This is a genomic window from Pseudocitrobacter sp. 2023LY-00077 (assembly GCF_055796175.1).
The window spans coordinates 213043-239096 of the sequence record NZ_JBSPEI010000004.1; the positions used below are offsets into that span (position 1 = coordinate 213043).

24 protein-coding genes and 2 pseudogenes are annotated in these 26054 nt (G+C 54.5%); 13 read left to right on the top strand and 13 right to left on the bottom strand.

From position 1 onward, the window contains the following. Nucleotides 1-67 precede the first annotated feature (67 nt). The 3 genes from sdaA to pabB all read right to left on the bottom strand — a co-directional run bounded on the left by sdaA (nt 68) and on the right by pabB (nt 3534). Complete coding sequence (gene sdaA, locus ACWWFX_RS07370) at nt 68-1432, bottom strand: L-serine ammonia-lyase (RefSeq protein WP_456145793.1); 1365 nt, start codon at nt 1430-1432, stop codon at nt 68-70. A 165-nt stretch (nt 1433-1597) separates the two neighbouring features. Next, the gene (locus tag ACWWFX_RS07375) at nt 1598-2176 is read right to left on the bottom strand and encodes a CoA pyrophosphatase (protein WP_456145792.1); all 579 of its coding nucleotides are present in this window, start codon (nt 2174-2176) and stop codon (nt 1598-1600) included. A 2-nt stretch (nt 2177-2178) separates the two neighbouring features. Continuing rightward, nucleotides 2179-3534 carry an aminodeoxychorismate synthase component 1 gene (gene pabB, locus ACWWFX_RS07380; protein WP_473223503.1) on the bottom strand — a complete coding sequence of 452 codons (1356 nt, stop codon included), beginning with the start codon at nt 3532-3534 and terminating at the stop codon, nt 2179-2181. A gap of 59 nt (nt 3535-3593) precedes the next feature. On the opposite strand from pabB, the gene ACWWFX_RS07385 reads away from it, so the two are divergent. Then, entirely contained in the window at nt 3594-3779 is a 186-nt protein-coding gene (locus tag ACWWFX_RS07385) for a YoaH family protein (protein ID WP_015964079.1), read from the top strand. Nucleotides 3780-3784: 5 nt separating this feature from the next. Here the strand turns inward: ACWWFX_RS07385 and ACWWFX_RS07390 are convergent, their stop codons facing one another. Continuing rightward, nucleotides 3785-4129 (bottom strand): RidA family protein, encoded by a 345-nt coding sequence (locus ACWWFX_RS07390; protein WP_015964080.1) that lies wholly within the window; start codon nt 4127-4129, stop codon nt 3785-3787. Nucleotides 4130-4258: 129 nt separating this feature from the next. Between ACWWFX_RS07390 and ACWWFX_RS07395 the strand changes: the two genes are divergently transcribed. The 5 genes from ACWWFX_RS07395 (at nt 4259) to rnd (ending at nt 10659) form a co-directional block, all read left to right on the top strand. After that, the gene (locus ACWWFX_RS07395; protein WP_231827037.1) at nt 4259-6169 is read left to right on the top strand and encodes an ATP-dependent DNA helicase; all 1911 of its coding nucleotides are present in this window, start codon (nt 4259-4261) and stop codon (nt 6167-6169) included. 78 nt (nt 6170-6247) lie between these two features. Next, a complete protein-coding gene (gene tsaB, locus ACWWFX_RS07400) occupies nt 6248-6946 on the top strand; it encodes a tRNA (adenosine(37)-N6)-threonylcarbamoyltransferase complex dimerization subunit type 1 TsaB (protein WP_473223504.1) in 699 nt (232 codons plus the stop codon). Nucleotides 6947-6984: 38 nt separating this feature from the next. After that, on the top strand, nt 6985-7572 hold the full coding sequence (locus ACWWFX_RS07405; RefSeq protein ID WP_276219932.1) for a Slp family lipoprotein: 588 nt from the start codon (nt 6985-6987) through the stop codon (nt 7570-7572). Between the two features lie 204 nt (nt 7573-7776). Beyond that, a complete protein-coding gene (fadD, locus tag ACWWFX_RS07410; protein WP_473223505.1) occupies nt 7777-9462 on the top strand; it encodes a long-chain-fatty-acid--CoA ligase FadD in 1686 nt (561 codons plus the stop codon). A 69-nt stretch (nt 9463-9531) separates the two neighbouring features. Further along, nucleotides 9532-10659, top strand: a complete 1128-nt coding sequence (rnd, locus tag ACWWFX_RS07415; protein ID WP_473223506.1) for a ribonuclease D — start codon at nt 9532-9534, stop codon at nt 10657-10659. A 58-nt stretch (nt 10660-10717) separates the two neighbouring features. Here the strand turns inward: rnd and minE are convergent, their stop codons facing one another. The 3 genes from minE to minC are packed head-to-tail and all read right to left on the bottom strand — an operon-like array spanning nt 10718 to nt 12533. After that, entirely contained in the window at nt 10718-10987 is a 270-nt protein-coding gene (gene minE, locus ACWWFX_RS07420) for a cell division topological specificity factor MinE (protein ID WP_015964086.1), read from the bottom strand. A 3-nt stretch (nt 10988-10990) separates the two neighbouring features. Further along, nucleotides 10991-11803 (bottom strand): septum site-determining protein MinD, encoded by an 813-nt coding sequence (gene minD, locus ACWWFX_RS07425; protein WP_473223507.1) that lies wholly within the window; start codon nt 11801-11803, stop codon nt 10991-10993. Nucleotides 11804-11825: 22 nt separating this feature from the next. Continuing rightward, nucleotides 11826-12533 (bottom strand): septum site-determining protein MinC, encoded by a 708-nt coding sequence (minC, locus tag ACWWFX_RS07430; protein ID WP_456145787.1) that lies wholly within the window; start codon nt 12531-12533, stop codon nt 11826-11828. A 126-nt stretch (nt 12534-12659) separates the two neighbouring features. Between minC and ACWWFX_RS07435 the strand changes: the two genes are divergently transcribed. From ACWWFX_RS07435 to ACWWFX_RS07445, 3 genes are all read left to right on the top strand, one after another. Beyond that, entirely contained in the window at nt 12660-12941 is a 282-nt protein-coding gene (locus tag ACWWFX_RS07435) for a YcgL domain-containing protein (RefSeq protein WP_015964089.1), read from the top strand. Between the two features lie 82 nt (nt 12942-13023). Then, nucleotides 13024-13683 (top strand): fumarylacetoacetate hydrolase family protein, encoded by a 660-nt coding sequence (locus ACWWFX_RS07440; RefSeq protein WP_473223508.1) that lies wholly within the window; start codon nt 13024-13026, stop codon nt 13681-13683. 93 nt (nt 13684-13776) lie between these two features. Next, a complete protein-coding gene (locus ACWWFX_RS07445) occupies nt 13777-14223 on the top strand; it encodes a YcgN family cysteine cluster protein (RefSeq protein ID WP_231827041.1) in 447 nt (148 codons plus the stop codon). Nucleotides 14224-14234: 11 nt separating this feature from the next. Here the strand turns inward: ACWWFX_RS07445 and cspF are convergent, their stop codons facing one another. From cspF to nhaB, 3 genes are all read right to left on the bottom strand, one after another. Beyond that, on the bottom strand, nt 14235-14447 hold the full coding sequence (gene cspF, locus ACWWFX_RS07450; protein WP_231827042.1) for a cold shock-like protein CspF: 213 nt from the start codon (nt 14445-14447) through the stop codon (nt 14235-14237). 127 nt (nt 14448-14574) lie between these two features. Next, nucleotides 14575-15105 carry a disulfide bond formation protein DsbB gene (dsbB, locus tag ACWWFX_RS07455; RefSeq protein ID WP_473223509.1) on the bottom strand — a complete coding sequence of 177 codons (531 nt, stop codon included), beginning with the start codon at nt 15103-15105 and terminating at the stop codon, nt 14575-14577. A 128-nt stretch (nt 15106-15233) separates the two neighbouring features. Further along, entirely contained in the window at nt 15234-16784 is a 1551-nt protein-coding gene (gene nhaB / locus ACWWFX_RS07460) for a Na(+)/H(+) antiporter NhaB (protein ID WP_276219949.1), read from the bottom strand. Nucleotides 16785-16996: 212 nt separating this feature from the next. Between nhaB and fadR the strand changes: the two genes are divergently transcribed. Further along, a complete protein-coding gene (fadR, locus tag ACWWFX_RS07465; protein ID WP_276220118.1) occupies nt 16997-17701 on the top strand; it encodes a fatty acid metabolism transcriptional regulator FadR in 705 nt (234 codons plus the stop codon). A 42-nt stretch (nt 17702-17743) separates the two neighbouring features. On the opposite strand, the gene ACWWFX_RS07470 is transcribed toward fadR, so the two are convergent. Next, complete coding sequence (locus ACWWFX_RS07470) at nt 17744-19276, bottom strand: SpoVR family protein (protein WP_015964096.1); 1533 nt, start codon at nt 19274-19276, stop codon at nt 17744-17746. 326 nt (nt 19277-19602) lie between these two features. On the opposite strand from ACWWFX_RS07470, the gene ACWWFX_RS07475 reads away from it, so the two are divergent. The 3 genes and pseudogenes from ACWWFX_RS07475 to ACWWFX_RS07485 all read left to right on the top strand — a co-directional run. After that, nucleotides 19603-20901 (top strand): D-amino acid dehydrogenase, encoded by a 1299-nt coding sequence (locus ACWWFX_RS07475; RefSeq protein ID WP_149462762.1) that lies wholly within the window; start codon nt 19603-19605, stop codon nt 20899-20901. A gap of 9 nt (nt 20902-20910) precedes the next feature. Continuing rightward, entirely contained in the window at nt 20911-21981 is a 1071-nt protein-coding gene (gene dadX / locus ACWWFX_RS07480) for a catabolic alanine racemase DadX (RefSeq protein WP_276219950.1), read from the top strand. A 65-nt stretch (nt 21982-22046) separates the two neighbouring features. Then, nucleotides 22047-22157 (top strand): annotated as a pseudogene (locus ACWWFX_RS07485) (hypothetical protein); the annotation flags it as partial. Here the strand turns inward: ACWWFX_RS07485 and ACWWFX_RS07490 are convergent. Beyond that, nucleotides 22113-23828: pseudogene (locus ACWWFX_RS07490) on the bottom strand (potassium/proton antiporter); the annotation flags it as partial. The pseudogenes ACWWFX_RS07485 and ACWWFX_RS07490 overlap by 45 nt on opposite strands. Nucleotides 23829-23977: 149 nt before the next feature. After that, entirely contained in the window at nt 23978-25723 is a 1746-nt protein-coding gene (locus ACWWFX_RS07495; RefSeq protein ID WP_473223510.1) for a M48 family metallopeptidase, read from the bottom strand. Nucleotides 25724-26054: the final 331 nt, after the last annotated feature.

The following is a 26054-nucleotide window of genomic DNA, read 5'->3' on the forward strand; positions in this document are numbered from 1 at the left end:
TGCGCGAGGAAAAAAGTGAGATAAAAGAGAGAAATAAATCGCCCATCCGAAGATGGGCGAGGAGAGGTTAGTCACACTGAACTTTAATCGCCAGGCCGCCGCGTGAGGTTTCGCGGTATTTGGCATTCATATCTTTCCCGGTTTCATACATCGTTTCGATGACTTTATCGAGAGAGACGCGCGGCTCGCTGGTACGGCGCATCGCCATGCGTGAGGCGTTAATCGCTTTTACCGAGGCAATCGCGTTACGTTCAATGCACGGAACCTGAACCTGACCGGCAACCGGGTCGCAGGTGAGACCCAGGTTGTGCTCCATACCGATTTCAGCCGCCACGCAAACCTGTTCCGGGCTGGCGCCCAGCAGTTCTGCGAGACCCGCAGCCGCCATGGAGCAGGCCACGCCCACTTCGCCCTGACAACCGACTTCAGCACCGGAAATAGAGGCGTTCATTTTATAGAGCGCGCCAATCGCCCCGGCGGCGAGGAAGTAGCGGATGTAGATATCCGGGCTGACGGATTCAATAAAGTGATCGTAATAGGCGAGTACTGCTGGCACGATCCCGCAGGCGCCGTTGGTTGGCGCAGTGACCACACGGCCCCCGGCGGCGTTCTCTTCGTTCACCGCCAGCGCGAACATATTCACCCAATCGACCACGTTCATCGGGTCGTTAGAGAGCTTATCGTTAGCGACCAGCAGACGGCGCAGGGCGGAGGCGCGACGCGGAACACGCAGCGGGCCTGGCAGCACACCTTCGGTGTTCATGCCACGGTCGATACAGGCCTGCATGGTCTGCCAGACGTTAGCAAAGTACTCTTCAATCTCTTTCTTGCTGTGCAGCGCCAGTTCGTTCTGCATCACCATGCCAGAAAGTGACAGTCCGGTCTCTTTGCAGTAGTTCAGCATTTCGGTCGCGGAAGCGAACGGGTAAGGCACTTTCACTTCATCGACCGCATCTTTGCCGAAATGCTCCTCATCAACGATAAAACCGCCGCCGATGGAGTAATAGGTTTTGCTGTAGACTTCCGTTTCACCCGCCCAGGCGTGGATCTGCATACCGTTTTCATGCAGTGGCAGGTTGCCATTGTGGAAGCGCATGCCGTTATCTTTCGGGAAATCGACTTCTTTGCGTCCCTGCGCCAGCAGCAGACGACCACGCGTTTCGACGTCGCGAATAAACGCGGGAATAGTATCAATATCGACCGTCGCAGGCTGATTGCCCGCCAGGCCCATAATAATGGCGATATCAGTATGGTGACCTTTACCGGTTAACGAGAGTGAACCGTAGACGTCAACCGCGACGCGGGTAACATCATCAATCAAACCTTTTTCGACCAGGTCATCGACGAACTGCTTGCCCGCTTTCATCGGCCCTACAGTATGGGAAGATGAGGGGCCAATCCCCACCTTGAACATGTCGAATATACTAATCACTTTCTTACTCCTGACAGGGTTACCGGCGTGTTGCGGCAACGATGTTATAATTGCGCATAGTGTATGAGGGAACCGGATATTCGGCTGAACTATTCACATGAATTAAACTAATGAATCGTTCCTGTTTTACTAATGCCGAACATCTTGCTGTTGCGCTAAGTATATTCAGGGTTTCAGGCCTACCTGTAGCGCAAGTTCACGAATAATGCCGGCGGTCATTCCCCAGACAAAATAGTGCTGGTACCACGAAAGCCATACACGGTGTGAATCACCTCGGCGATGAATGTCGAGCGGATGGTAGCGGCCGAGTCGCAGCGCCTCCGCCAGCGGCATTTCAAATACTGATGACACTTCATCGACGCTGGCGTGATAGTGCAGATTTGGCGGAATAACGCCGACTACGGGCGTGACCTGAAAACCGGTTACGCTATCGACCGGCGGCAGCATGCCGATGATTTCAACGCTCTCAGGCGGAATAGCAACCTCTTCCTGCGCTTCACGCAGCGCGGCGGCAATCAGCGATGCATCGGTGCTATCGACCGCCCCGCCGGGGAAGGCTACCTGGCCGGGATGTTTGCGCAACTTTGCCGAACGTTGGGTTAACAGCAAACCGGGTTCGGGCCGCCGCACGATGGGCACCAGCACCGCCGCCTGCCGCTGATTGACCGCCATACGGTTCGCCTGTGGGCGCAGCAGTTGAAAGCGCGAGAGAAAATCATCCAGGTTCAGAGCAGGGGATGCCATGGTTACGACTCCAGTTGATGCAGAATACGGTTAACTTTATCAAACGTTTCCTGATATTCCGCGGCTTCGTTGCTGTCTGCTACGATACCACCCCCGGCGGAACAGTAAACCTGCCCGCGCCAGGCGGTAACGGTGCGAATGGTGATGCTGGTATCCATGTTGCCACAGGCGCTGAGATACCCGATGCTGCCGCACCAGGCATTACGGCGATGCGGTTCAAGTTCGTCGATAATCTGCATGGCCCGCACTTTTGGCGCACCGGTAATCGAACCGCCGGGGAATGCGGCGCGCAGCAGGTCGCTGGCGTGGAGCGTATCCGGCAAGGTCGCGGTGATGGTACTCACCAAATGGTGCACCGCCGGGAAGGGCTCGACCACAAACAGCTCCGGCACGCGAACGCTGCCCGGTACCGCGACGCGGCCAATATCGTTGCGCATCAAATCGACAATCATCAGGTTCTCGGCGCGATCTTTCGGCGAGTTCGCCAGCCGTTCAGCCTGCGCGGCATCTTCAGTGGCGTCGGCCAGGCGTGGAAGGGTGCCTTTAATCGGGCGCGTCTGAATCTCGCCGTGCTCCAGCAGAATAAACCGCTCCGGCGACAGGCTTAAAATCGCCCCTTCATCAAGCCGGATAAACGCGCTGAACGGTGCGCGATTACTACGGTTAAGCTGAACGAAAGCCTGCCATTCATCGCCGGTATAGCTCGCCTGAAAACGCTGAGCAAGGTTGACCTGATAACAATCGCCGCTGTGCAAATACGCCTGTACCTGGCGGAATTTTTCGCCGTACGTTTCCCGGCTCATATTTGCCTGCCACGCCGAGGTAAGCGCAAATGGCAGCCCCGATTGCCCCTGCTGATTCAGCAGCCAGTCCAGGCGCTCCTGCGCGTTACGCTGACTGACCAGCGTCACCGTTTGCTGATGATGATCGACAATCAGCACCCAGTCATAAATACCCACCGCCATATCCGGCAGGTCGATATCCTGCTGCGCATGACGGGGAAGCTGCTCAAAGCGGCGACCCAAATCGTAGCCGAAAAGCCCCAGCGCACCGCCGATAAACGGCATATCAGGAAGCGAATCGGTATTGAACGCATGGTCATCGAGTTCTGCTTGTAAAAGAGAGAGCGGATCCTGCGTTGACGCGGTATGCTCACTGCCGCGCGTAATCGTGGTTATTTCGCCCTGCGTCACCAGGATAGTGAGAGGTTGCGCAACCAGAATGTCGTAACGACTGTGTGGATGGTCCGCATGGCCCGAGTGCAGTAGCATCGCCCACGGCTGGTGGCTTAACGGCGCAAAATAGTGCTCAGCGGCATCCTGTCGCCACGGTAACGTAATCATTGAAGGGAGTAACATCTTCCTCAAACCCAAACAGCGTGAAATAATAAGCGCCAACAATGTAGCAGGAGTCAAACATGTTTGCAGGATTACCTTCGCTGACCCACGAGCAGCAGCAACAAGCGGTAGAACGTATTCATGACCTCATTTCTCAGGGAATGAGCAGCGGCGAAGCGATTGCGCTGGTCGCCGCAGAAATTCGCGCCACCCACACGGGCGAGCAGATCGTGGCGCGTTTTGAAGATGAGGATGAAGAAGAGTAGGGCCGTTACACTGCGGCGATAATTTTAATTTCGACCTTATACTCCGCTTTCATCAGTCTGGCCTGCACGGTGCAACGCACCGGCGCATGGCCCGCAACAACCCATTCATCCCACGCTTTGTTCATTGCGGCGAAATCATCTCCGTTGGCGAGAAAAATCGTCGCATCAAGAATTTTGGTTTTATCGCTACCCTGTTTTTGCAAAATCGCGTCAATCTGCGCCAGAGTGTTCGCCGTTTGCTCGTAAGCATCCGCTTGCAGATTTTCCGGTACCCCGGTGTAGTACAGCGTCTGGTTGTGAATCACGACATCAGACCAGCGGGCTTCGGCATCAATACGCGTAATCGTCATTGCAGTTTCCTCTGTTGAAGTTCCTTTACGTGCGCAAGAGTGCCACATTGTTGCCCGGTCGTCATCCGTTCGACTGGCGAAAGGACGGTCAGCCTGACATAATCACTGTCCAAATAAACAGGGGGCAGTGTGACGGACGATTTTGCAGCAGACGGTCAGTTAGCGAAAGCGATTACCGGTTTCAAACCACGCGAACCGCAGCGCCAGATGGCGCACGCCGTGGCGCAGGCAATCCGTGACGGCGAACCGTTGGTGGTGGAAGCGGGTACCGGCACCGGGAAAACCTACGCCTATCTTGCGCCCGCGCTGCGCGCCGATAAAAAGGTGATTATCTCTACCGGCTCGAAAGCGTTGCAGGATCAGCTCTACAGCCGCGATTTACCGACGGTGGCGAAAGCCCTGGAATTCAAAGGCAAGCTGGCATTGCTGAAAGGGCGTTCGAACTACTTGTGTATTGAACGTCTTGAACAGCAGGCGCTGGCGGGCGGCGATCTGCCAGTGAACACCTTAAGCGACGTTATTCTGCTACGCTCGTGGGCGAATCAAACGATTGATGGCGACATCAGCACCTGTGTCAGCGTCGCGGAAGATTCGCAGGCCTGGCCGCTGGTGACCAGCACCAATGACAACTGCCTCGGTAGCGACTGCCCCCAGTACGCCGACTGCTTTGTGGTGAAGGCGCGTAAAAAAGCGATGGACGCCGATGTGGTGGTCGTCAACCACCACCTGTTTCTGGCTGATATGGTGGTCAAAGAGAGCGGTTTCGGCGAACTCATTCCTGAAGCCGAAGTGATGATTTTCGATGAAGCGCATCAGCTTCCGGATATCGCCAGCCAGTATTTTGGCCAGTCGCTCTCCAGCCGACAGCTGTTAGACCTCGCCAAAGACATCACCATCGCGTACCGAACAGAACTGAAAGACACCCAGCAATTGCAAAAATGTGCCGACCGCCTGGCGCAGGCCACCCAGGACTTCCGCTTGCAACTGGGCGATCCTGGCTATCGCGGAAATCTGCGCGAACTGCTGGCGGATAATACCATTCAGCGCGCGTTGTTGTTGCTGGATGATGCGCTGGAGCTCTGCTATGACGTCGCCAAACTGTCGCTGGGGCGCTCTGCCTTACTGGACGCGGCCTTTGAACGTGCGACGCTGTATCGCGCGCGACTCAAGCGGCTGAAAGACGTCAACCAGCCGGGTTACAGCTACTGGTATGAGTGCAACTCGCGCCACTTTACCATGGCGCTAACGCCGCTCACGGTTGCCGATAAATTCAAAGAAGTGATGGCGCAGAAGCCGGGTAGCTGGATTTTTACCTCGGCCACTTTATCGGTGAACGACGATCTGCATCACTTCACCGATCGCCTGGGTATCGGTGAGGCCCACTCGTTGCTGTTGCCAAGCCCGTTTGACTATGCGCATCAGGCGCTGCTATGCGTACCGCGTAATCTGCCGTTACCTAATCAGCCGGGCGCGGCGCGTCATCTGGCGGCCATGTTAAAGCCGATCATCGAAGCCAATGATGGGCGCTGTTTTATGCTTTGCACCTCACACGCCATGATGCGTGACCTGGCGGAGCAGTTCCGCGCCACCATGACGTTACCGGTGTTGCTACAGGGCGAAACCAGCAAAGGGCAGCTGTTACAGCAGTTCGTCAGCGCGGGTAATGCGCTACTGGTGGCGACCAGCAGTTTCTGGGAAGGTGTGGACGTGCGTGGTGATGCGCTCTCATTGGTCATCATCGACAAACTGCCGTTTACCTCGCCGGATGACCCGCTGCTGAAGGCGCGAATGGAAGATTGTCGTTTGCGTGGCGGCGATCCGTTTGAAGATGTTCAACTGCCGGATGCAGTCATTACCCTCAAACAGGGTGTCGGACGTTTGATTCGCGACACCGACGATCGCGGCGTGCTGGTGATTTGCGACAACCGTCTGGTGATGCGCCCCTATGGCGCAACGTTCCTTGCCAGCCTGCCGCCTGCGCCGCGCACGCGGGATATCGGGCGCGCCGTTCGCTTCCTGGCAATGTCATCCATTCGTTAACAAGGGCGCAGCCTGGTACAAAGTGTGCTAAGATGCGCGCCATTTTATTGATCTGCAATTGCGAGAGCGCGACGAATCATGCGAATTCTGGCTATCGACACCGCCACGGAAGCCTGCTCGGCTGCCCTGTGGAATACCGGTGAAATCTGTGCTCATTTTGAACTCTGTCCTCGTGAACACACCCAACGCATTCTGCCTGTGGTGCAGGATATTCTTAGCCAAAGCGGCGTCACCCTGGCGGAGCTGGACGCGCTGGCGTTTGGCCGTGGGCCGGGCAGTTTTACCGGCGTGCGTATCGGTATCGGTATCGCGCAGGGCCTGGCGCTGGGCGCTGAACTGCCGATGATTGGCGTCTCGACGCTTGCGACGATGGCGCAGGGCGCGTTCCGCAAAAGCGGCGCGACGCGTGTTCTGGCCGCCATTGATGCGCGAATGGGCGAAGTTTACTGGGCGGAGTACGTTCGCGACGAGCAGGGTATCTGGCACGGCGAAGAGAGTGAAGCGGTACTGAAACCGGAATCGGTGAAAGAGCGTCTCATGCAGTTATCTGGTGAATGGGTAACCGTGGGGACCGGTTGGCCGGCATGGCCCGAACTGGCCGCCGACGCTACGCACCTCACGATAACCGATGGCGAGGTGTTACTGCCCGCAGCCGAAGACATGTTGCCCATCGCGGTTTATCTGCTGGAGCAGGGCAAAACCGTCGCCGTTGAGCAAGCTGAACCTAAATATTTACGCAACGAAGTGGCATGGAAGAAACTTCCGGGCCGTGAATGAATCTTAGTAAGTAAATACTGAGAAAAAGGAGTTGCATCATGGCGGGTCAAAAAGCGGTCGTTCGCGTTGCTCTTGCGGGGCTTATTGCCGTCGCACTGAGTGGCTGCGTCAGCGTGCCGGATGCTATTAAGGGCAGTAGCCCAACGCCGCAGCAGGATCTGGTGCGCGTAATGGCGTCGCCGCAGCTGTATGTCGGCCAGGAATCCCGTTTCGGTGGGAAAGTGGTCAACGTGCAAAACACCAACGGTAATACGCGTCTGGAAATTGCTACCGTGCCGCTCGACAGTGGTGCGCGCCCGATTCTTGGAGAACCTTCTCGCGGGCGAATTTATGCCGATGTTAATGGTTTCCTCGACCCCGTCGATTTCCGTGGGCAACTGGTGACGGTGGTTGGCCCTATTGCGGGAACGGTGGAAGGCAAGATTGGCAATACCGCCTACAAATATCTGCGTGTTCAGGTCACCGGCTATAAACGCTGGCGCGTGACCCAGCAGGTGGTGATGCCGCCGCAGCCGATTGATCCCTGGTTCTATGGCCCGCATCCGTGGCGTGGGGGTTACGGTTATGGTGGTTGGGGATGGTATAACCCCGGCCCCGCTCAGGTACAAACTATCGTTACTGAATAACGAATTGATTTGTAAAAGAAAAGAGGCAGCGGCTAGTCCGCTGTCTCTTTATTTAGATGGTATTAGAAAAATAAAAAGTGACGCGCTTCGCAACCTGCGGTTTGTGTAATTAATAAACTGGTACGCTGAGTTAATATTATGTTAACGGATGGTTTATTAATTGGGGTTGCGATGACGACGAATACGCATTTTAGAGGTGATACTTTGAAGAAGGTTTGGCTCAACCGTTATCCGTCCGATGTTCCGGCGGATATCAATCCTGACCGTTATCAATCCCTGGTTGAACTCTTCGAACATGCCACGACGCGCTATGCTGACCAGCCAGCGTTCGTCAATATGGGCGAAGTGATGACGTTTCGTAAACTGGAAGAGCGCAGTCGTGCGTTCGCCGCCTATCTGCAGCAAGGGCTCGGGTTACAGAAGGGCGATCGCGTTGCGCTGATGATGCCGAACCTGCTGCAATATCCGGTCGCGCTGTTTGGTATTCTGCGCGCGGGCATGATTGCGGTGAACGTCAACCCGCTTTATACCCCGCGTGAGCTGGAACATCAGCTCAACGACAGCGGTGCGGCAGCGATTGTGATCGTCTCCAACTTTGCCCATACCCTGGAAAAAGTCGTCGAAAAAACCCAGGTGAAGCACGTTATTCTCACGCGCATGGGCGATCAGCTTTCCACCGCGAAAGGTACGCTGGTTAACTTTGTGGTGAAGTACATCAAGCGCCTGGTGCCGAAATACCATCTGCCGGATGCTATCTCTTTCCGTCGCGCGCTGCATAACGGCTATCGACTTCAGTACGTTAAACCCGATATTACCGCTGACGATCTCGCCTTTCTGCAATACACTGGCGGCACCACCGGCGTGGCGAAAGGCGCGATGCTCACGCACCGCAATATGCTCGCCAACCTCGAACAGGTCAACGCGACCTACGGGCCGCTGTTGCATCGCGGAACGGAGCTGGTGATCACTGCGCTGCCGCTGTATCACATCTTTGCGCTCACCATGAACTGCCTGCTGTTTATCGAACTGGGCGGTAAGAACGTTTTAATCACCAACCCGCGCGATATTCCGGGGCTGGTGAAAGAGCTGGCAAAATATCCGTTTACCGCGATGACCGGGGTGAACACCCTGTTCAACGCGCTGCTGAACAACAAAGAATTCCAGCAGCTCGATTTTTCGACGCTGCATCTCTCGGCGGGCGGCGGCATGCCGGTACAGAATGCGGTTGCCGAACGCTGGGTAAAACTGACCGGGCAGTACCTGCTGGAAGGTTACGGCCTGACGGAGTGCTCGCCACTGGTGAGCGTCAACCCGCACGATATCGACTATCACAGCGGCAGTATTGGTCTGCCGGTGCCGTCCACCGACGTTAAGCTGGTGGATGACGACGATAACGAAGTGGCGCACGGCGAGCCGGGTGAACTGTGCGTGAAAGGGCCTCAGGTGATGCTCGGCTACTGGCAGCGTCCGGACGCGACGGATGAAATCATCAAAGACGGCTGGCTGCATACCGGCGATATTGCGGTGATGGATGACGAGGGCTTCCTGCGTATCGTCGATCGCAAGAAAGATATGATTCTGGTTTCTGGCTTCAATGTGTATCCGAACGAAATCGAAGACGTGGTGATGCAGCATCCTGGCGTTCAGGAAGTGGCGGCCGTCGGCGTACCGGCGGGCAGCAGCGGCGAACTGGTGAAGATTTTTGTCGTCAAGAAGGACGCTTCGTTAACCGATGAAGCGCTTATCACCTTCTGCCGTCGTCAGTTAACGGGCTATAAAGTGCCGAAACTTGTCGAATTCCGTGATGAATTACCGAAGTCTAACGTTGGTAAGATTTTGAGACGAGAATTACGTGACGAAGCACGTGCTAAAGTAGAGAATAAAGGCTGAGAAATTTCTAAGTCGCCAGACGCCGGCTATGCCGGCGTTTTTATTGGGCGCAATCTAAGAGAGTATGATTTGAACTATCAGATGATCACCACCAACGAAGCGCTGAGCACCTTGTGCGAAGCCGTTGCGCAGGTTACTTCCATCGCGCTGGACACCGAGTTTGTCCGCACCCGGACCTATTATCCGCAGCTGGGACTCATTCAGCTGTTTGATGGCCAGCAAACGTCGCTTATCGATCCGCTCGGCATTACCGACTGGTCTCCGTTGCAGGCGATTTTGCAGGACACCCGCATCACTAAGTTCCTGCACGCGGGTAGTGAAGACCTGGAAGTGTTTCTGAATGTATTCGGTTCAATGCCAAAACCGCTGATTGATACCCAAATTCTGGCCGCATTTTGCGGCCGCCCGATGTCCTGGGGTTTTGCGGCGATGGTGGAAGAGTATACCGGCGTCAAACTGGACAAAAGCGAATCGCGAACCGACTGGCTGGCGCGCCCGCTTACCGAGCGTCAATGCATCTATGCGGCCGCAGACGTCTGGTATCTGCTGCCTATCGCGCACAAGTTGATGGCGGAAACCGAGCAGGCAGGGCGCTTAGACGCCGCACTGGATGAGTGCCGTCTCATGCAGCAGCGTCGTCAGGAAGTGGTTGACCCGGCAGAAGCCTGGCGCGACATCACCAACGCCTGGCAGCTACGTACGCGTCAACTGGCGTGCCTGCAACTGCTTGCCGACTGGCGTCTGCGCAAAGCTCGTGAGCGCGATTTGGCGGTGAATTTTGTGGTGCGTGAAGAACATCTGTGGAGCGTGGCGCGCTATATGCCGGGCAGCATGGGTGAGCTCGACAGCCTGGGCCTTTCCGGTAGCGAAATCCGCTTCCATGGTAAAACGCTGCTGAGCCTGGTGGCGAAAGCGCAGGCGCTGCCGGATGACGCACTGCCAGAGCCGCTGCTAAACCTGATGGACATGCCAGGCTATCGCAAAGCGTTTAAAGAGATTAAAGCGCTGGTGCAGGAAGTGGGGCAGGAATCTGGCGTCAGTGCTGAACTGCTGGCGTCGCGTCGCCAGATTAACCAGTTGCTGAAATGGCACTGGCAGCTGAAAACCTTCGCCAGCGCACCAGAGATGATCTCCGGCTGGCGCGGCGAGCTGCTGAGTGGCCGTCTTGACGCGCTGCTCGCCGAGTATCCGCGCTAAAAAAGAAACCCCGGTGGCCTGCGCCTTCCGGGGTTTTTTCTCACATCGACCAGCAATATCAGGACTTAGATTCTTCCGCTTCCGGTAAGGTCACGTTAAGTTCCAGAATCGAGATATCCCCGTCTTTCTGCTCCAGCTGTACGGTCACCATTTCCGGATCAATCTGAATGTATTTGCAGATGACCTCCAGGATGTCCTTACGTAGCTGCGGCAGGTAATGCGGTTCAGCATCGCTGCGGCGACGTTCTGCCACAATAATCTGTAAGCGTTCTTTCGCGATATTCGCGGTGCTCTTTTTTCGTGAGAGAAAAAAGTCGAGTAATGCCATGATTTATCCTCCGAACAGGCGTTTGAGGAAACCTTTCTTCTCTTCTTCAATGAAGCGGAAAGGACGTTCTTCTCCCAACAGACGATCCACAGTGTCAGCGTAGGCTTTACCTGCATCGGACACCGCATCCAGAATAACCGGTTCACCCTGGTTGGATGCGCGCAGTACAGATTGATCTTCCGGGATGACGCCGACCAGTTTGATGCGCAGAATTTCCAGCACATCTTCCATGCTCAGCATATCGCCTTTGTTTACGCGACCCGGATTGTAGCGGGTCAGCAGAAGGTGTTCTTTGATAGGCTCTTCATCGTTTTCCGCACGACGCGATTTCGAGGCCAGAATGCCCAGAATGCGGTCGGAGTCACGCACGGAAGAGACTTCCGGGTTGGTGGTGATGATTGCTTCATCGGCGAAATAGAGCGCCATCAGTGCGCCGGTTTCGATACCCGCCGGGGAGTCGCAGACCACAAAGTCGAACTCCATCTTCTTCAGTTCTTCGAGTACTTTCGCGACGCCTTCGCGGGTCAATGCGTCTTTATCACGGGTCTGCGAGGCCGGAAGAATAAACAGATTTTCCGTGCGCTTATCTTTGATCAGCGCCTGGTTCAGCGTAGCATCGCCCTGAATAACGTTAACGAAATCATACACAACGCGGCGTTCACAGCCCATAATCAGGTCGAGGTTTCGCAGGCCGATATCGAAATCGATAACGACAGTTTTCTTTCCCTTCTGCGCCAAACCAGTCGCGATGGCCGCGCTGGAGGTGGTTTTGCCCACGCCCCCTTTACCCGAAGTCACAACAATAATGCGTGCCATAGAAATTCCTTGTTAAAAGGGATTAATTAAACGGTTGAATTGTCAAAGCGCTGTCGTCTAAACGCAGACGCGCCGCTTTGCCATAAAACTCGGCTGGGATCTTATCGCTCAGCCAATATTCCCCGGCAATGGACATTAATTCCGCTGCCAGATGTGTACAAAAAATTTGTGCCTCACGGTCACCGGCAGCGCCAGCCAGCACGCGTCCCCGCATCATGCCATACACATGAATGTTACCATCGGCGATAAGTTCAGCGCCTGCACTCACGTGGTTTGTAACAATCAGATCACAGTTTGGCGCATAAATGCGCTGACCGGAACGAACCGGCATATCAATCAATCGCGTTTTTGTGATCGTGCTAACAGTTGGGGCAGGTTCTGGCTGAGGTTGCGGTTCGACGGGAGCAGGGCGGGTGATTTTTTCTTTACCCTCAGTGAGTAAAGGTAGCCCCGCTTTGTCGATTTCCGCTTTCATGCGCGGGTTCTTCGCGCCGCTCACGCCCACAATTCGCAAGCCCGCAGCGTTAATCGCCTGCTGCAACGGCTGCCATTGGGTTGTCTCTTCCAGACTACTGACGTTTACCACCACCGGCGCGTGACGAAAAAAAGCCGGAGCCTGAGCCACCTTGTCTTCTAACGCCTGACGAATAATCTCGGGATTTGCCTCATGCAAATGCACCACTGATAAAGTGAAGCTACTGCCTTTAAGTTCGATTGGCGTGTTTGACATCCTGGCCTTACTCAATTTGCTATTTATCATCCAGCACAATGCGGTGATATTCCGAAGACTATCAGGCATGTTATAGTCACTGATATATAGAGGCAAGTCACCACGGGCTTAAATAAGAGTAAAAACATGTTTTGTGTGATCTACCGGAGCGCTAAACGCGACCAAACCTATCTTTATGTCGAAAAAAGAGACGATTTCTCCCGCGTGCCTGAGGAGCTGATGAAAGGCTTCGGACAACCGCAGCTGGCGATGCTGCTGCCGCTGGACGGGCGTAAACAGCTGGTGAATGCGGACCTCGAGAAGGTAAAACAGGCCCTCAAAGAGCAGGGATATTATTTGCAGATCCCGCCGCCGCCTGAGAATTTACTGAAACAGCATCTGGCCGAATCAGGTAAACCGCAAGATTAATCCTGGTCCGTTATTGATGTTGGTCGAAAAATGAGTCTATTAGTTATAACAAATATGTTTGAAAAACGAATAGGGGAAACGAATGTATCAGCATCATAACTGGCAAGGGGCATTGCTGGATTATCCTGTCAGCAAAGTCGTCTGTGTCGGCAGTAATTACGCAAAGCACATTCAGGAAATGGGCAGCGCTATTCCGGATGAACCGGTGTTGTTTATCAAACCGGAAACCGCGCTTTGTGATATTCGCCAACCGCTGGTGTTGCCGCAAGGGCTGGGTTCCGTGCATCATGAAGTCGAGCTGGCGGTATTGATTGGCGCGACATTGCGCCAGGCAACCGAAGAACACGTTCAGAAAGCGATTGCGGGCTATGGTGTGGCGCTGGATCTCACGCTGCGTGATGTGCAGGGTAAAATGAAGAAAGCGGGGCAGCCGTGGGAAAAAGCCAAAGGCTTTGATAATTCCTGCCCGATTTCTGGTTTTATTCCCGCAGCCGAGTTCAAAAGCGATCCGCAGGATACGCCGCTGGCGTTAACGGTTAACGGTGAAGTGCGCCAGCAGGGCACGACGGCCGACATGATCCATAAAATCATCCCGCTGATTGCCTACATGAGCCGCTTCTTCACCCTGAAGCCGGGCGATGTCGTGCTGACCGGCACGCCGGAAGGCGTTGGGCCACTGCTGAGCGGCGATGAACTGACCGTACAGTTCAACGGCCTTTCCCTCTCTACCCGCGTACTGTAATCCCTTCTTGCCGCCCTGATTGGGCGGCAAAACTTGCATACCTGTGCCAGACTGGTTATAAGGTGCACCCTGGTTTTTGATGTGGACATCCTTATGAGCGAATTACCTTTCTGGCAAAGCAAAACTCTCGACGAAATGACTGACGCCGAGTGGGAATCGCTGTGCGATGGCTGCGGGCAATGCTGCCTGCATAAACTGATGGATGAAGACACGGATGAAATCTATTTCACCAACGTTGCCTGCCGTCAGCTGAACATCAAAACCTGTCAGTGCCGTAACTACGAACGTCGCTTCGAATATGAGCCGGACTGCATCAAACTCACCCGCGAGAATTTGCCAACCTTCGAATGGTTGCCGCACACCTGCGCCTATCGCCTGCTGGCGGAAGGGAAAGGTCTGCCGGAGTGGCATCCGCTGCTGACGGGCTCAAAAGCCGCGATGCATGGCGAGCGTATTTCGGTGCGTCATATTGCGGTGAAAGAGTCGGAAGTGCGCGACTGGCAGGACCATATTATGAATAAGCCTGAATGGGCAGACTAACCCCTACTTCATCACGAACAATAAACGTTCGCCGCCATTGGTCCGCGTAAACCATTTACGCGGCAAAACTCCACGCGCATGCCGGGGATCAGAGATTCGGATTGATGGGTACTGAGGGCTGAGATGTGAACCTGAACGTCTTTACGACCATCTGAAGGGGTGATGAGACCTTTACCGCTGAGGGAGTCAAAAGCTTTGACAATGCCTGTCATTTTACGAGACAAATAAATTCCTTTGTATTGATAACGCCGAACACTATACGCAGGTTTGGATATTTATCCAGTACTTTATTTTGTCAGACAGCACTGCTGAATTAAAAAACGCGCCTTTTGGCGCGTTTTTTATACGTCATTATCGACCAAACAGGTCGCGTTTTTTCGGCTTAAACGGCTGTGCAATAATCACCAGCACGGCGACCGCCAGATAGGCCGCGAAGATACCGACCAGCCACTGCGGCATTTCCAGCGACAGGAACGACCACTGACGTACCGCGCAGTCGCCGGAGGCGACGAACACCTGCGGCAGCCATTTATCGAGCGGCAGCCAGGTCGGGAAGCGTGCGGCAAAGTCGCAGGTCATAAACGGCGACGGATGAAGCTGAATCATCGTGTGCTCCCAGGCAAGCTGTAAACCACGAATGGCGCTGTAGATCCAAATTACCATGGCGACGTAACGCAGCGGCGTTTTTGGGGCGATGGCGCCTACAATACCTGCACCCATAATGCCGAACAGGGCGCAACGCTCATAGATACACATGACGCACGGCTGCAGCAGCATAATATGCTGGAAATACAGCGCAACGAGTTCAAGTGCAAAGGCAGTAAACGCCATCAACAACCACGCGCCACGGCCTCGTGAGCACTGGTTCAAATATCGCAACATAATCATTTCCCTGGAACATGTTTAAGAGCAGCAGTTTAAACCAAAAAAAGCCTGCCGCCACTGACGTTTAGCAATTATTACGTAAATGAACATTAAATGCCCGGCACTACTCGCCGGGCAGTTTAGCTTTATGGTAAGTGTGGGGAGGGGATCCAACCGAGTGCCAACAGCCAGTCGCTGGCGGGTTGCAGGACAAACTCAACGCACAGCAGCCCCACCAGCGTCAGCACAATGGTATAAGGCAGCGCCATCCAGACCATGCGACCATAAGAAAGTCGTATGAGCGGTGCCAGCGCCGAGGTAAGCAGGAACAGAAACGCCGCCTGGCCATTCGGCGTGGCGACGGACGGCAGGTTAGTGCCGGTGTTGATCGCGACCGCCAGCATCTCAAATTGTTTGAGGTCGATAGCGCCAGACTCCAGCGCAGCCTTCACTTCGTTGATATAGACGGTTCCAACAAACACGTTATCGGAAATCGACGACAGCAAACCGTTGAAGATATAGAACAGCGAGCGCTGCGCGTGCGGTGAGGCTTGCAGCACAAAATCGATGATTGGCGCGAACAGATGCTGGTCAATAATCACCGCAACGACCGCGAAGAAGACGGTCAGCAGCGCGGTGAAGGGCAGCGCCTCGGTGAAGGCTTTGCCGATGGCATGTTCATCGGTAATGCCGGTGAACGAGGTGGCAAAGATGATAACCGACAAACCAATCAACCCAACTTCCGCCAGGTGGAAAGCCAGCGCCAGCACCAGCCAGACGCCAATCACCGCCTGAACGCACAGACGCATGGTGTCCTGACGCGTGCGCTGTTTACGGCTTCGCTCATCAAAATCATGCAGTGTTTTGCGCACGGTCTCCGGAAGCGTGGCCCCGTAACCAAACAGCTTGAATTTTTCTAAAAGCAGGCAGGTGGTTATGCCGCAAATAAACACCGGCACGGTAACCGGAGCCATTCGCATAAAGAACTCACCGAAGTGCCAGCCGGAGGCTTTGGCGATAATCAGGTTCTGTGGTTCACCGACCATCGTCATCACGCCGCCAAGCGCGGTGCCGACGCCCGCATGCATCATCAGGCTGCGCAGAAACGCGCGGAATTGTTCCAGTACGTCGCGATAGTGTTTATCGATGTGGCTATCATCAAGCAGATCGTCATCGTCAGTACGGCTTGACGCCGCACGGTGGTAAATACCATAGAACCCCACCGCGACGCTGATGATCACCGCGACCACCGTCAGCGCATCAAGGAAGGCTGACAAGAACGCCGCCGCCAGGCAAAACGCCAGCGAGAGCAGCATTTTGCTGCGAATGCTCAGCAACAAACGGGTGAAAATAAACAGCAACAGCTGCTTCATAAAGTAGATACCGGCGACCATGAAGATCAGCAGCAGCAACACTTCGAGATTAGCCGCAATTTCTTCGCGCACGTGTTCGGCAGAAGTCATGCCGACAATCACCGCTTCAATCGCCAGTAGCCCGCCAGGGATCAACGGATAGCATTTGAGCGCCATCGCCAGGGTGAAGATAAACTCGATAACCAGCAGCCAGCCCGCAAGAAAGGGGTTAACGAGAAAGATAATCGGGTTAATTACCAGGAATATCAGGAGTAAAAGTTTATACCAGTCGGGGGATTGCCCGAGAAAATTGCGCCATAACGCGCGACAGTATGAGATTTCCATGACCAATAGTCTGCCTCGTAGAAGTCATCTTTTGTTACAACCAGGGCTGAAACTCTAGCAGAGATCGCCGCAAAAAACGCTCTTAAGTACGGAAAAGGAAAATCAAAAAATGAAACGGCGATCCCTTTTTAATTCGCTTCGTATGCTATCTGCTGTTGATGCGGTCTGGTATGATGAGTGGATTGCAACGCTGTGTAATGGAAATTCTAACTATGGTCATTAAGGCGCAAAGCCCGGCGGGTTTCGCGGAAGAGTATATTGTTGAAAGCATCTGGAATAACCGTTTTCCACCAGGGTCTATTCTGCCTGCCGAGCGCGAACTTTCTGAACTGATTGGTGTGACCCGTACAACCTTACGGGAAGTGTTGCAGCGTCTGGCTCGTGATGGCTGGTTGACTATCCAGCACGGTAAGCCGACGAAAGTAAACAACTTCTGGGAAACGTCCGGCCTCAATATTCTGGAAACGCTGGCGCGTCTCGATCACGAAAGCGTTCCGCAACTGCTGGATAATCTGCTTTCCGTGCGCACCAACATCGCCACCATTTTTATCCGCACTGCGTTCCGTCAGCATCCTGACAAAGCGCTGGAAGTGCTGGCCACCGCGCGCGAAGTCGAAGACTACGCCGATGCGTTTGCCGACCTCGATTACAATATTTTCCGTGGTCTGGCGTTTGCCTCCGGCAATCCGATTTATGGCCTGATTCTGAACGGCATGAAAGGGCTCTATACCCGTATTGGCCGTCACTATTTCGCCAATCCGGAAGCGCGTAGCCGCGCACTGGGCTTCTATCATCGCTTAACGGAAGTGTGCGAGCAGGGTCTGCATGACCAGGTGTATGAAACCGTGCGTCGTTACGGCCATGACAGCGGCGAGATCTGGCACCGGATGCAGAAAAGTATGCCGGGCGGTGTATAAGTATCCATAGAAAAAGCCTCTCAATTGAGAGGCTTTTTTGTATCACAAGGCGCTCGGTCTCGGTGGGCAACGTTCAAGTAACTCAACGCTGCCGTCCGCGTTCTGCTGCTCAAGATGCACTTCAAAGCCCCACAGACGATGCACGTGCTTGAGCACTTCCCGGCGGCCCTTATCCAGCGGCGCGCGGTTGTGCGGCACATAACGTAGCGTCAGCGAACGGTCGCCGCGCAGATCCACATTCCACACCTGAATATTCGGCTCCAGGTTACTGAGATTATATTGCGATGAAAGCTGGGCGCGGATTTCGCGATAGCCGCTTTCATTGTGGATCGCCGAGATCTCCAGATAGTTATTGCGATCGTCATCCAGCACCGTAAACAGGCGGAAATCACGCATCACTTTCGGTGACAGGAACTGGCTGATAAAACTCTCGTCTTTAAAATCGCGCATCGCAAAATGCAGCGTTTCCAGCCAGTCGGAACCGGCCATATCCGGGAACCAGTAGCGGTCTTCCTCCGTCGGCGTCTGGCAGATACGTTTGATATCCTGGAACATGGCAAAGCCCAGTGCATACGGGTTAATACCGCTGTACCACGGGCTGTTATAAGGCGGCTGGAAGACCACGTTGGTGTGGCTGTGCAGAAACTCCAGCATAAAGCGCTCGGTCACTTTCCCTTCGTCGTACAGATGGTTGAGAATGGTGTAGTGCCAGAACGTGGCCCAGCCTTCGTTCATTACCTGCGTCTGTTTCTGCGGATAAAAATACTGGCTCACCTTACGCACAATGCGCATGATTTCGCGCTGCCACGGCTCCAGCAATGGGGCATTTTTCTCCATAAAGTACAGCAGGTTCTCCTGAGGTTCGGAAGGATAACGGCGTGCGGATTCCACCGTTTTCTCCTCTTCACGCTTCGGCAGAGTGCGCCACAGCATATTCACCTGGCTTTGCAGATACTCTTCGCGACTTTTCTGCCGGGCTTTCTCCTCCTGCAACGAGATTTTTTGCGGACGTTTGTAGCGGTCCACGCCGTAGTTCATCAACGCGTGGCAGGAGTCGAGCAGCTTTTCCACTTCATCTACGCCGTAGCGCTCTTCACACTCGCTAATGTATTTACGGGCGAAAAGCAGGTAATCGACGATGGAGCTGGCGTCTGTCCAGCTGCGGAACAGATAGTTGTTTTTAAAGAAGGAGTTATGCCCGTAGCAGGCGTGCGCCATCACCAGCGCCTGCATAGTAATGGTGTTCTCCTCCATCAGATACGCGATACAGGGATTGGAGTTAATCACAATCTCATAGGCCAGCCCCTGCTGGCCGTGCTTATAGGCCCGCTCGGTCTCAATGAACTTCTTGCCGAACGACCAGTGGGTGTAGTTTATCGGCATCCCGATGCTGGAATAGGCATCCATCATCTGCTCAGAGGTAATGACTTCGATTTGATGGGGGTAGGTGTCCAGCCGGTAGAGTTTGGCTACCCGGTCTATCTCAACCAGATAGGTTTCCAGCAGGGGAAATGTCCAGTCGGGTCCGTCGCTTAAACGCGTGCTGTCCTTATTCATCGAATCAATCGTTGCCATTAGCGCGCCCTCATTGTTGGCGACTCTCTCTGTCTGGAGAGCCTCTGTAAAAGAATAGAACACCTGCGAAAAACTGTAACAAGCGCCAATTTTTTTCTTCGCGATTTCTTCATTTTGATGACGATATTTTTACAATTATGCGGCATTTTATGCTGGGTAAAATTATTGCTCAGCAGGAGATGTTGATTCTCGCATGCCAGCGCTGGCGGGGCTGTATGTGAACTACGTCACCATAAAAAAAGCCTATGTTGAATAATATTTTCATCTGGGTTATCAATTTGTAATCAGAAGATTGTTCTTTTACTCATTTCGATTCTGGAGTAGCTATGCACGTTGTCATACTGGGAAGTGGCGTAGTAGGCGTGACCAGCGCCTGGTATTTAAGTCAGGCAGGACACCAGGTTACGGTTATCGATCGTGAAGTGGGCCCGGCGATGGAGACCAGCGCCGGAAATGCCGGGCAGATCTCCCCCGGTTACGCTGCGCCCTGGGCGGCACCCGGCGTGCCGCTGAAGGCGATTAAATGGATGTTCCAGCGCCACGCGCCGCTGGCGATTAGCCTCGATGGCACACAGTTCCAGTTGAAATGGATGTGGCAAATGCTGCGCAACTGCGACACGCGGCACTACATGGAGAACAAAGGCCGCATGGTGCGTCTGGCGGAGTACAGCCGCGATTGCCTGAAAGCGCTACGTGAATCCACCGGGATTGCCTACGAAGGTCGTCAGGGCGGCACGTTGCAGCTTTTCCGCACCGCACAGCAGTATGAAAACGCGATGCGCGACATTGCCGTGCTGGAAGATGCGGGCGTGCCGTATCAACTGCTGGAGTCAGCCCGACTTGCCGAGGTTGAGCCTGCGCTGGCGGGCGTGGCGCACAAACTGACGGGCGGCCTGCGTTTACCGAATGATGAAACCGGCGACTGTCAGCTCTTCACTCAGCGTCTGGCGCAGATGGCTGAAAACGCGGGCGTCACTTTCCGCTATAACACGCCGGTCGATGCGCTGCTGCGGGAAGGTGAGCACATCTATGGCGTGAAGTGCGGCGATGAACTGATTAAAGCCGATGCTTACGTGATGGCGTTTGGTTCCTATTCCACCGCGATGCTCAAAGGGCTGGTGGATATTCCGGTATATCCGCTGAAAGGGTATTCCCTCACCATCCCGGTGAAGGAGGAGGCGGGCGCACCGGTTTCGACTATCCTTGATGAAACCTACAAAATTGCCATTACCCGCTTTGATAATCGTATTCGCGTTGGCGGGATGGCGGAAATTGTCGGCTTCAATACCGAACTGCTGCAACCGCGCCGCGAAACGCTGGAAATGGTGGTGGGCGATCTGTTCCCGCGCGGCGGCTATATTGAGCAAGCCACGTTCTGGACCGGCCTGCGCCCCATGACGCCGGATGGCACGCCAATTATTGGCAAAACCGCATTCAAAAATCTGTGGCTGAACACAGGCCACGGTACGCTGGGCTGGACCATGTCCTGCGGTTCCGGGCAGTTAATCAGCGATTTAATCTCCGGGCGGACGCCTGCCATTCCTTATGATGATCTAAGCGTGGCGCGTTACTCGCCGGGCTTTACGCCGTCGCGTCCTCAACATTTGCACGGCGCTCATCATTAAGGAGAAGGCATGTCTCGTCCTGTAGAAGCCAGCATCGATCTTTCGGCGCTGCGGCAGAACCTGAACGTTGTACGCCGGGCGGCTCCGGAATCACGCGTCTGGTCGGTGGTTAAAGCCGACGCTTACGGGCACGGTTTGAAGCGCGTCTGGGGCGCATTACGCGAAACAGACGGTTTCGCGATGCTCAATCTGGAAGATGCCATCCAGCTACGTGAGTGGGGATGGAAAGGTCCTGTTCTGCTGCTGGAAGGGTTCTTCCACGCCGATGAGCTGGAACTGTTTGATAAGTATCGCTTAACGACCAGTGTTCACAGTAACTGGCAGATCAAAGCGATTCAGGACGCCCGGTTAAACGCTCCGCTGGATATCTATCTGAAAGTGAACAGCGGTATGAACCGGCTCGGGTTTACGCCGGATCGCGTCAGTACCGTATGGCAGATCCTGCGTAAAGTGCCGAACGTCGGCGCGATGACGTTGATGTCGCACTTCGCGGAAGCAGAAAAAAGCGAGGGCGTCGAACGGCCGATGCAGCGAATCGAGCAGGCTGCGGAGGGGCTGGAATGCCCGCGCTCGCTTGCCAATTCGGCAGCAACGCTCTGGCACCCTGAAACGCATTATGACTGGGTGCGGCCGGGCATTATTCTCTATGGCGCTTCGCCTTCCGGCCAGTGGCAGGATGTGGCCAACAGCGGTATTAAACCAGTGATGACCCTGAGCAGTCAGATTATCGCCGTGCAAAACCTCAAACCGGGCGACACGGTGGGCTACGGTAGCCGCTATACCGCCACGCAGGAGCAGCGAATAGGTATTGTTGCCTGTGGATATGCGGACGGTTATCCGCGTATTGCGCCGTCGGGTACGCCGGTGATGGTAGACAGCGTGCGTACCTCCACGGTAGGAACGGTGTCGATGGATATGCTGGCGGTGGATTTGACGCCGTGCCCCAATGCAGGAATCGGCGCGCCGGTAGAGCTGTGGGGCAACGGCATCAAAATCGATGACGTTGCCGCCTGTGCGGGCACTGTGGGCTACGAGTTAATGTGCGCGCTGGCACCGCGTGTACCGGTTGTGACGGTGTAACTTATCTCGCGTCTGTTTTGCCGGATGCGGCGTAAACGCCTTATCCGGCCTACAAACGATCGCCAATTCCCTGTAGGCCTGATAAGCGAAGCGCATCAGGCAATCTCAGGCGGTTATTCCGCCTCTTCTTCTGCAACTTTAACCCCGACTTTGACCACTTCATTATCGGCTTTCTCCGCGACCGTCCACACCATTCCGGCAAACTCTACCTGATCACCGACAACCGGCGTGGCGCCTAACAGCTGCTGAACGATCTCGCCCAGCGACTGCTGTTTATCGCGAAACTCTTCGACACCGTCGAGACCGTAAATCATCGCCACATCGGCGAATTTGGCGCTGGCTTCGAGAATAAAGTCACCAAAGAAACGTTGATCCAGCGCTACCGGCGGTGACTGACTGAACAGTTTACCGAGCGCCGGAATATCACGCTCGCGGGCAATCACGCACAGAATATCACCTTCGCGCAGGCGTGTGCTGCCGTTCGGGTGCAGCAGAACGTTATCGCGGAACAGCGCGGCGATGCGCGTATCCTTCGGCATATGCAGGTCACGCAGCGCGGCACCCACGCACCATTTGTCGGCGCTCAGCTGATAAATAAGCTGTTCCCACGGGTTTTCCGGGTGAATGTCCAGCCCGACGCGCGACACCGGCCAGCCAACGGGCGGCACCACCACTTTGGCGCGTTTCGCCGCCCAGGAGAGTGAGGTGCCCTGAAGCAGCAGCGATACCAGCACCACGAAGAAGGCGACGTTAAAGAACAGACGCGCGTTATCCAGCCCGGCCATCATCGGGAATACGGCGAGGATAATCGGCACCGCGCCGCGCAGACCCACCCAACTGATGAAAATGCGCTCGCGCAGGTTAAAACCGCGAAACGGCAGCAGGCCGATAAACACCGATAATGGGCGGGCGAAGAAGATCATCCACAGCGACAGCAGCAGGGCGGAAGCGGCAATCGGCAGCAGGTCAGACGGTGTCACCAGCAGACCGAGTACCAGGAACATGCCGATTTGCGCCAGCCACGCCAGCCCGTCGAAGTTTTGCAGGATACCGAAGCGGTTACGAATAGGCCGATTACCCAGCAGGAAACCGCACAGGTACACGGCGAGGATGCCGCTGCCGTCCAGCGAGGTGGTAATGGCGAAAATCATGATCCCGCCGCTGAGGGCCAGCAGCGGATACAGCCCGGTTGGCAGGGTGATGCGGTTAATCATCTGCAACAGCAAATAACCGCCCGCAAGGCCAATCAGAATACCCAGACCAAACTGCTGAATGATATGCACGGCAAACATCCAGCTTAACCCTGTTTCATGCTGCTGGATCATCTCAATCAGGGTGATGGTCAGAAAGACCGCCATCGGGTCGTTGCTGCCGGATTCAATCTCAAGCGTCGAGCCGACACGCTCGTTCAGCCCTTTACCGCCCAGCAGAGAGAACACCGCCGCCGCATCCGTCGAACCGACAATCGCGCCAATCAGCAGGCCTTCAATCCAGTTAAGATTAAACAGCCACGCCGCCGCAATACCCGTCAGCCCCGAAGTGATTAACACGCCTACCGTGGCCAGCGACAGCGCCGGGCCAAGGGCGACGCGAAATGAGCTCGCCTGGGTGCGCATCCCGCCATCCAGCAGGATCACCGCCAGCGCGAGGTTACTCACCATATAAGCGAACGGATAATTATCGAAAGGAATGCCGCCGATGCCATCTACGCCTGCGAGCATGCCAATGGCGAGGAAGATAACCAGAATCGGGATACCGAGGCGGGAAGAGAATGAACTTAAAAGAATGCTACAGGTTACTAAGACTGAACCCAAAATAAAGAGACTAATGACTGCCGCGGCGTCCAATGTTCACGTACTCCCCGATAACGAACAAGCTAGTTACAAAAAGTTATCATAATTAGCGCGTGAACAGGGGAACAATAAGAGGATTGAATGTTTTTTTATTTTACAGCGTCGCCCGATAACTCGACCGGGCGACGCTGTAGGTTATGGCGTTAGCGGTTCTCTTTAAGTTCCTGTCGCGCATGGGCCGAACGCAGATACTGCTGAAACTCTTCAATCACGCTGACCGCAGAGATTTCTGTTTTCGTTCCATCCTGTGCTTTACGCATATTCGCATAGACGATCAGCGCAAAGAGTTTGCCCACACCCCGGTTTTCCACGCCGCGCACCATACGCCTGAGTTTCTTCGGCGGCTGATAGCCCTCCCGCCAGCTCAACACGATGCGCAACGCTTCATGACGTTCCTCAACGTCAAAGTCAGTAATGGCGGTCCACTCAATAGGTTTATCCAGATCGCTACACTCAATGTGCGTTGGCGTGAAGGTATAGAGCGGTTTTTGACCGGAGCGATACAACATGAAAGTCATAATCGCTAATAACCAGGCCAGGGTAATGAGAAATAGGGAAAAACCGGAGCTGGTTGGCGCAAAAAGAGATAGGAAACCTATCACCATGAGGAACACAGCCCCCGCGCTTTGCAGCAACACTTTTTTCTTGTTGTCGCGCCAGATTTCGCAGCTTTCCGTCGCCAGTACCGCGTGCGATTCCAGCATCTGCTGGTGCTCTGTATTATACCGGACGGCTTCTTCCGTCAGAGATTGTGACATCGACGCGCGCACCCCTTCCAGCCCGCCGAATAACGCGCCCAGAGAGGCAAAATCACCCTCGGACACCTGGCGAGTCGCGTGCGCAATCAGGCTGTCGTCTATTTTAACGTCCAGCGCCTCAATACGCGCGCGCGTGACCGGGTGGCTGTCTGTCGGGTGCTGAATCTCATGTTCCAGGCACGCCTGCACATCGAAGGTATTTGATTTGCTCGCTTCGCCGAGCAGGCCGCTTATCCACTCCTGCTGTGTCTGTTCTTTACCTGACATCACTGTGTTGAGATAGTTGCCGACCATCTCTGATAGCGCAGAAATACGCAGCAGTGCGCTGGAAAGTGCCTGCGGCGAGCTGGCCCGTGCACCAGTTTGGTCAGCGGCGAACTCACGAATGCGGCTCCAGTAGCTGACGGTTTCGTGAAACTTAATCAGGAACCACAGGCCCATATCCAGTGCAGGATGCAACACGATGCGGTCAATCCACGCCACACCGTTTGAGTTATTTGCCATCTGCTGTAGCGTATTTTCAAACCCGGCATAAACCGGGGCAAAACGTAAACTGTACTGCGTATCCTGCCCGGTAAAATGGCCCAGTTCGTGGCCAATAACCGCAGCCACCTCGTCTTTATCCATCAACGATGAGTAAGTGAGGGGTAAATAAAGGGTATTACCGGTCAGCAGATCGCCGCTGTTCAGACGAACGTTATTGGCGGTGACATAAAAACAGTCAAAGAAACCGACCACGATATTATCTGGCATAACGACCTGGCTTTTTTGTGCCAGTTCGCGCACCCAGCCCCACAGCTGCGGCGATTGTTCCTCAGAGACGGAGTGGCCGTGAATATGACTTTCTTCGCGCTTAAAGAAAGCAAAGCAGCGACGGATGGAAAACATGCTTTTCAACAGCATCCACAATATGGCGCCAATAGCAAAGAGCGCCATCACAAATACTTTTTCTGACCCGTGACCGGAATGCGAGAGCGAAACCAACCAGGCCAACTCACCGCCCACTAACAGGACAATCCCCAGCCCGTTAAAGATCATAATCAGCAGCATAAAGATGGGGATAATGCCCCGGCACAGGGTAAATGTGGCAATCAATTTATTTTGCGAGGTACGCGACGCGACTACGCTCAAATAGCAAATCACCATCGCCAGAAGACAGATGAGAATGGAGCCTGCGCTACAGAGACCCGCAAAGACGGAGAGACCTGCGCGGAGCGCAGCTGAGGAATTGTGCCCCGAAGGCGTGCCGCCGAGACGCCAGAACTGCCAAAAACCATAAATCAGAATTAATATTGGGATTAAAAATATTCGTCTGAAAGCTTTTATTTCCATATAAAAAGACTCGTATTAAGTGAAGGATTTAAAATGGCGGTTCATTTTAAATTGGCCTTAAGGGAGCTTTTGTTATTATTTCTTACGAAGGCTTTAAGATATTTTAATTATATTTAGAAAGGGAATGTGT

Bases quoted from the DNA above. Each gene is read 5' to 3' on its own strand.
- minD (WP_473223507.1), bottom strand. From the start codon at position 11,803: ATGGCACGCATTATTGTTGTGACTTCGGGTAAAGGGGGCGTGGGCAAA.
- tsaB (WP_473223504.1), top strand. From the start codon at position 6,248: ATGCGAATTCTGGCTATCGACACCGCCACGGAAGCCTGCTCGGCTGCC.
- ACWWFX_RS07385 (WP_015964079.1), top strand. From the start codon at position 3,594: ATGTTTGCAGGATTACCTTCGCTGACCCACGAGCAGCAGCAACAAGCG.
- ACWWFX_RS07435 (WP_015964089.1), top strand. From the start codon at position 12,660: ATGTTTTGTGTGATCTACCGGAGCGCTAAACGCGACCAAACCTATCTT.
- nhaB (WP_276219949.1), bottom strand. From the start codon at position 16,784: ATGGAAATCTCATACTGTCGCGCGTTATGGCGCAATTTTCTCGGGCAA.
- ACWWFX_RS07390 (WP_015964080.1), bottom strand. From the start codon at position 4,129: ATGACGATTACGCGTATTGATGCCGAAGCCCGCTGGTCTGATGTCGTG.
- ACWWFX_RS07375 (WP_456145792.1), bottom strand. From the start codon at position 2,176: ATGGCATCCCCTGCTCTGAACCTGGATGATTTTCTCTCGCGCTTTCAA.
- fadR (WP_276220118.1), top strand. From the start codon at position 16,997: ATGGTCATTAAGGCGCAAAGCCCGGCGGGTTTCGCGGAAGAGTATATT.
- minC (WP_456145787.1), bottom strand. From the start codon at position 12,533: ATGTCAAACACGCCAATCGAACTTAAAGGCAGTAGCTTCACTTTATCA.
- ACWWFX_RS07405 (WP_276219932.1), top strand. From the start codon at position 6,985: ATGGCGGGTCAAAAAGCGGTCGTTCGCGTTGCTCTTGCGGGGCTTATT.
- ACWWFX_RS07440 (WP_473223508.1), top strand. From the start codon at position 13,024: ATGTATCAGCATCATAACTGGCAAGGGGCATTGCTGGATTATCCTGTC.
- ACWWFX_RS07475 (WP_149462762.1), top strand. From the start codon at position 19,603: ATGCACGTTGTCATACTGGGAAGTGGCGTAGTAGGCGTGACCAGCGCC.
- minE (WP_015964086.1), bottom strand. From the start codon at position 10,987: ATGGCATTACTCGACTTTTTTCTCTCACGAAAAAAGAGCACCGCGAAT.
- dadX (WP_276219950.1), top strand. From the start codon at position 20,911: ATGTCTCGTCCTGTAGAAGCCAGCATCGATCTTTCGGCGCTGCGGCAG.
- ACWWFX_RS07470 (WP_015964096.1), bottom strand. From the start codon at position 19,276: ATGGCAACGATTGATTCGATGAATAAGGACAGCACGCGTTTAAGCGAC.
- ACWWFX_RS07445 (WP_231827041.1), top strand. From the start codon at position 13,777: ATGAGCGAATTACCTTTCTGGCAAAGCAAAACTCTCGACGAAATGACT.
- pabB (WP_473223503.1), bottom strand. From the start codon at position 3,534: ATGTTACTCCCTTCAATGATTACGTTACCGTGGCGACAGGATGCCGCT.
- dsbB (WP_473223509.1), bottom strand. From the start codon at position 15,105: ATGTTGCGATATTTGAACCAGTGCTCACGAGGCCGTGGCGCGTGGTTG.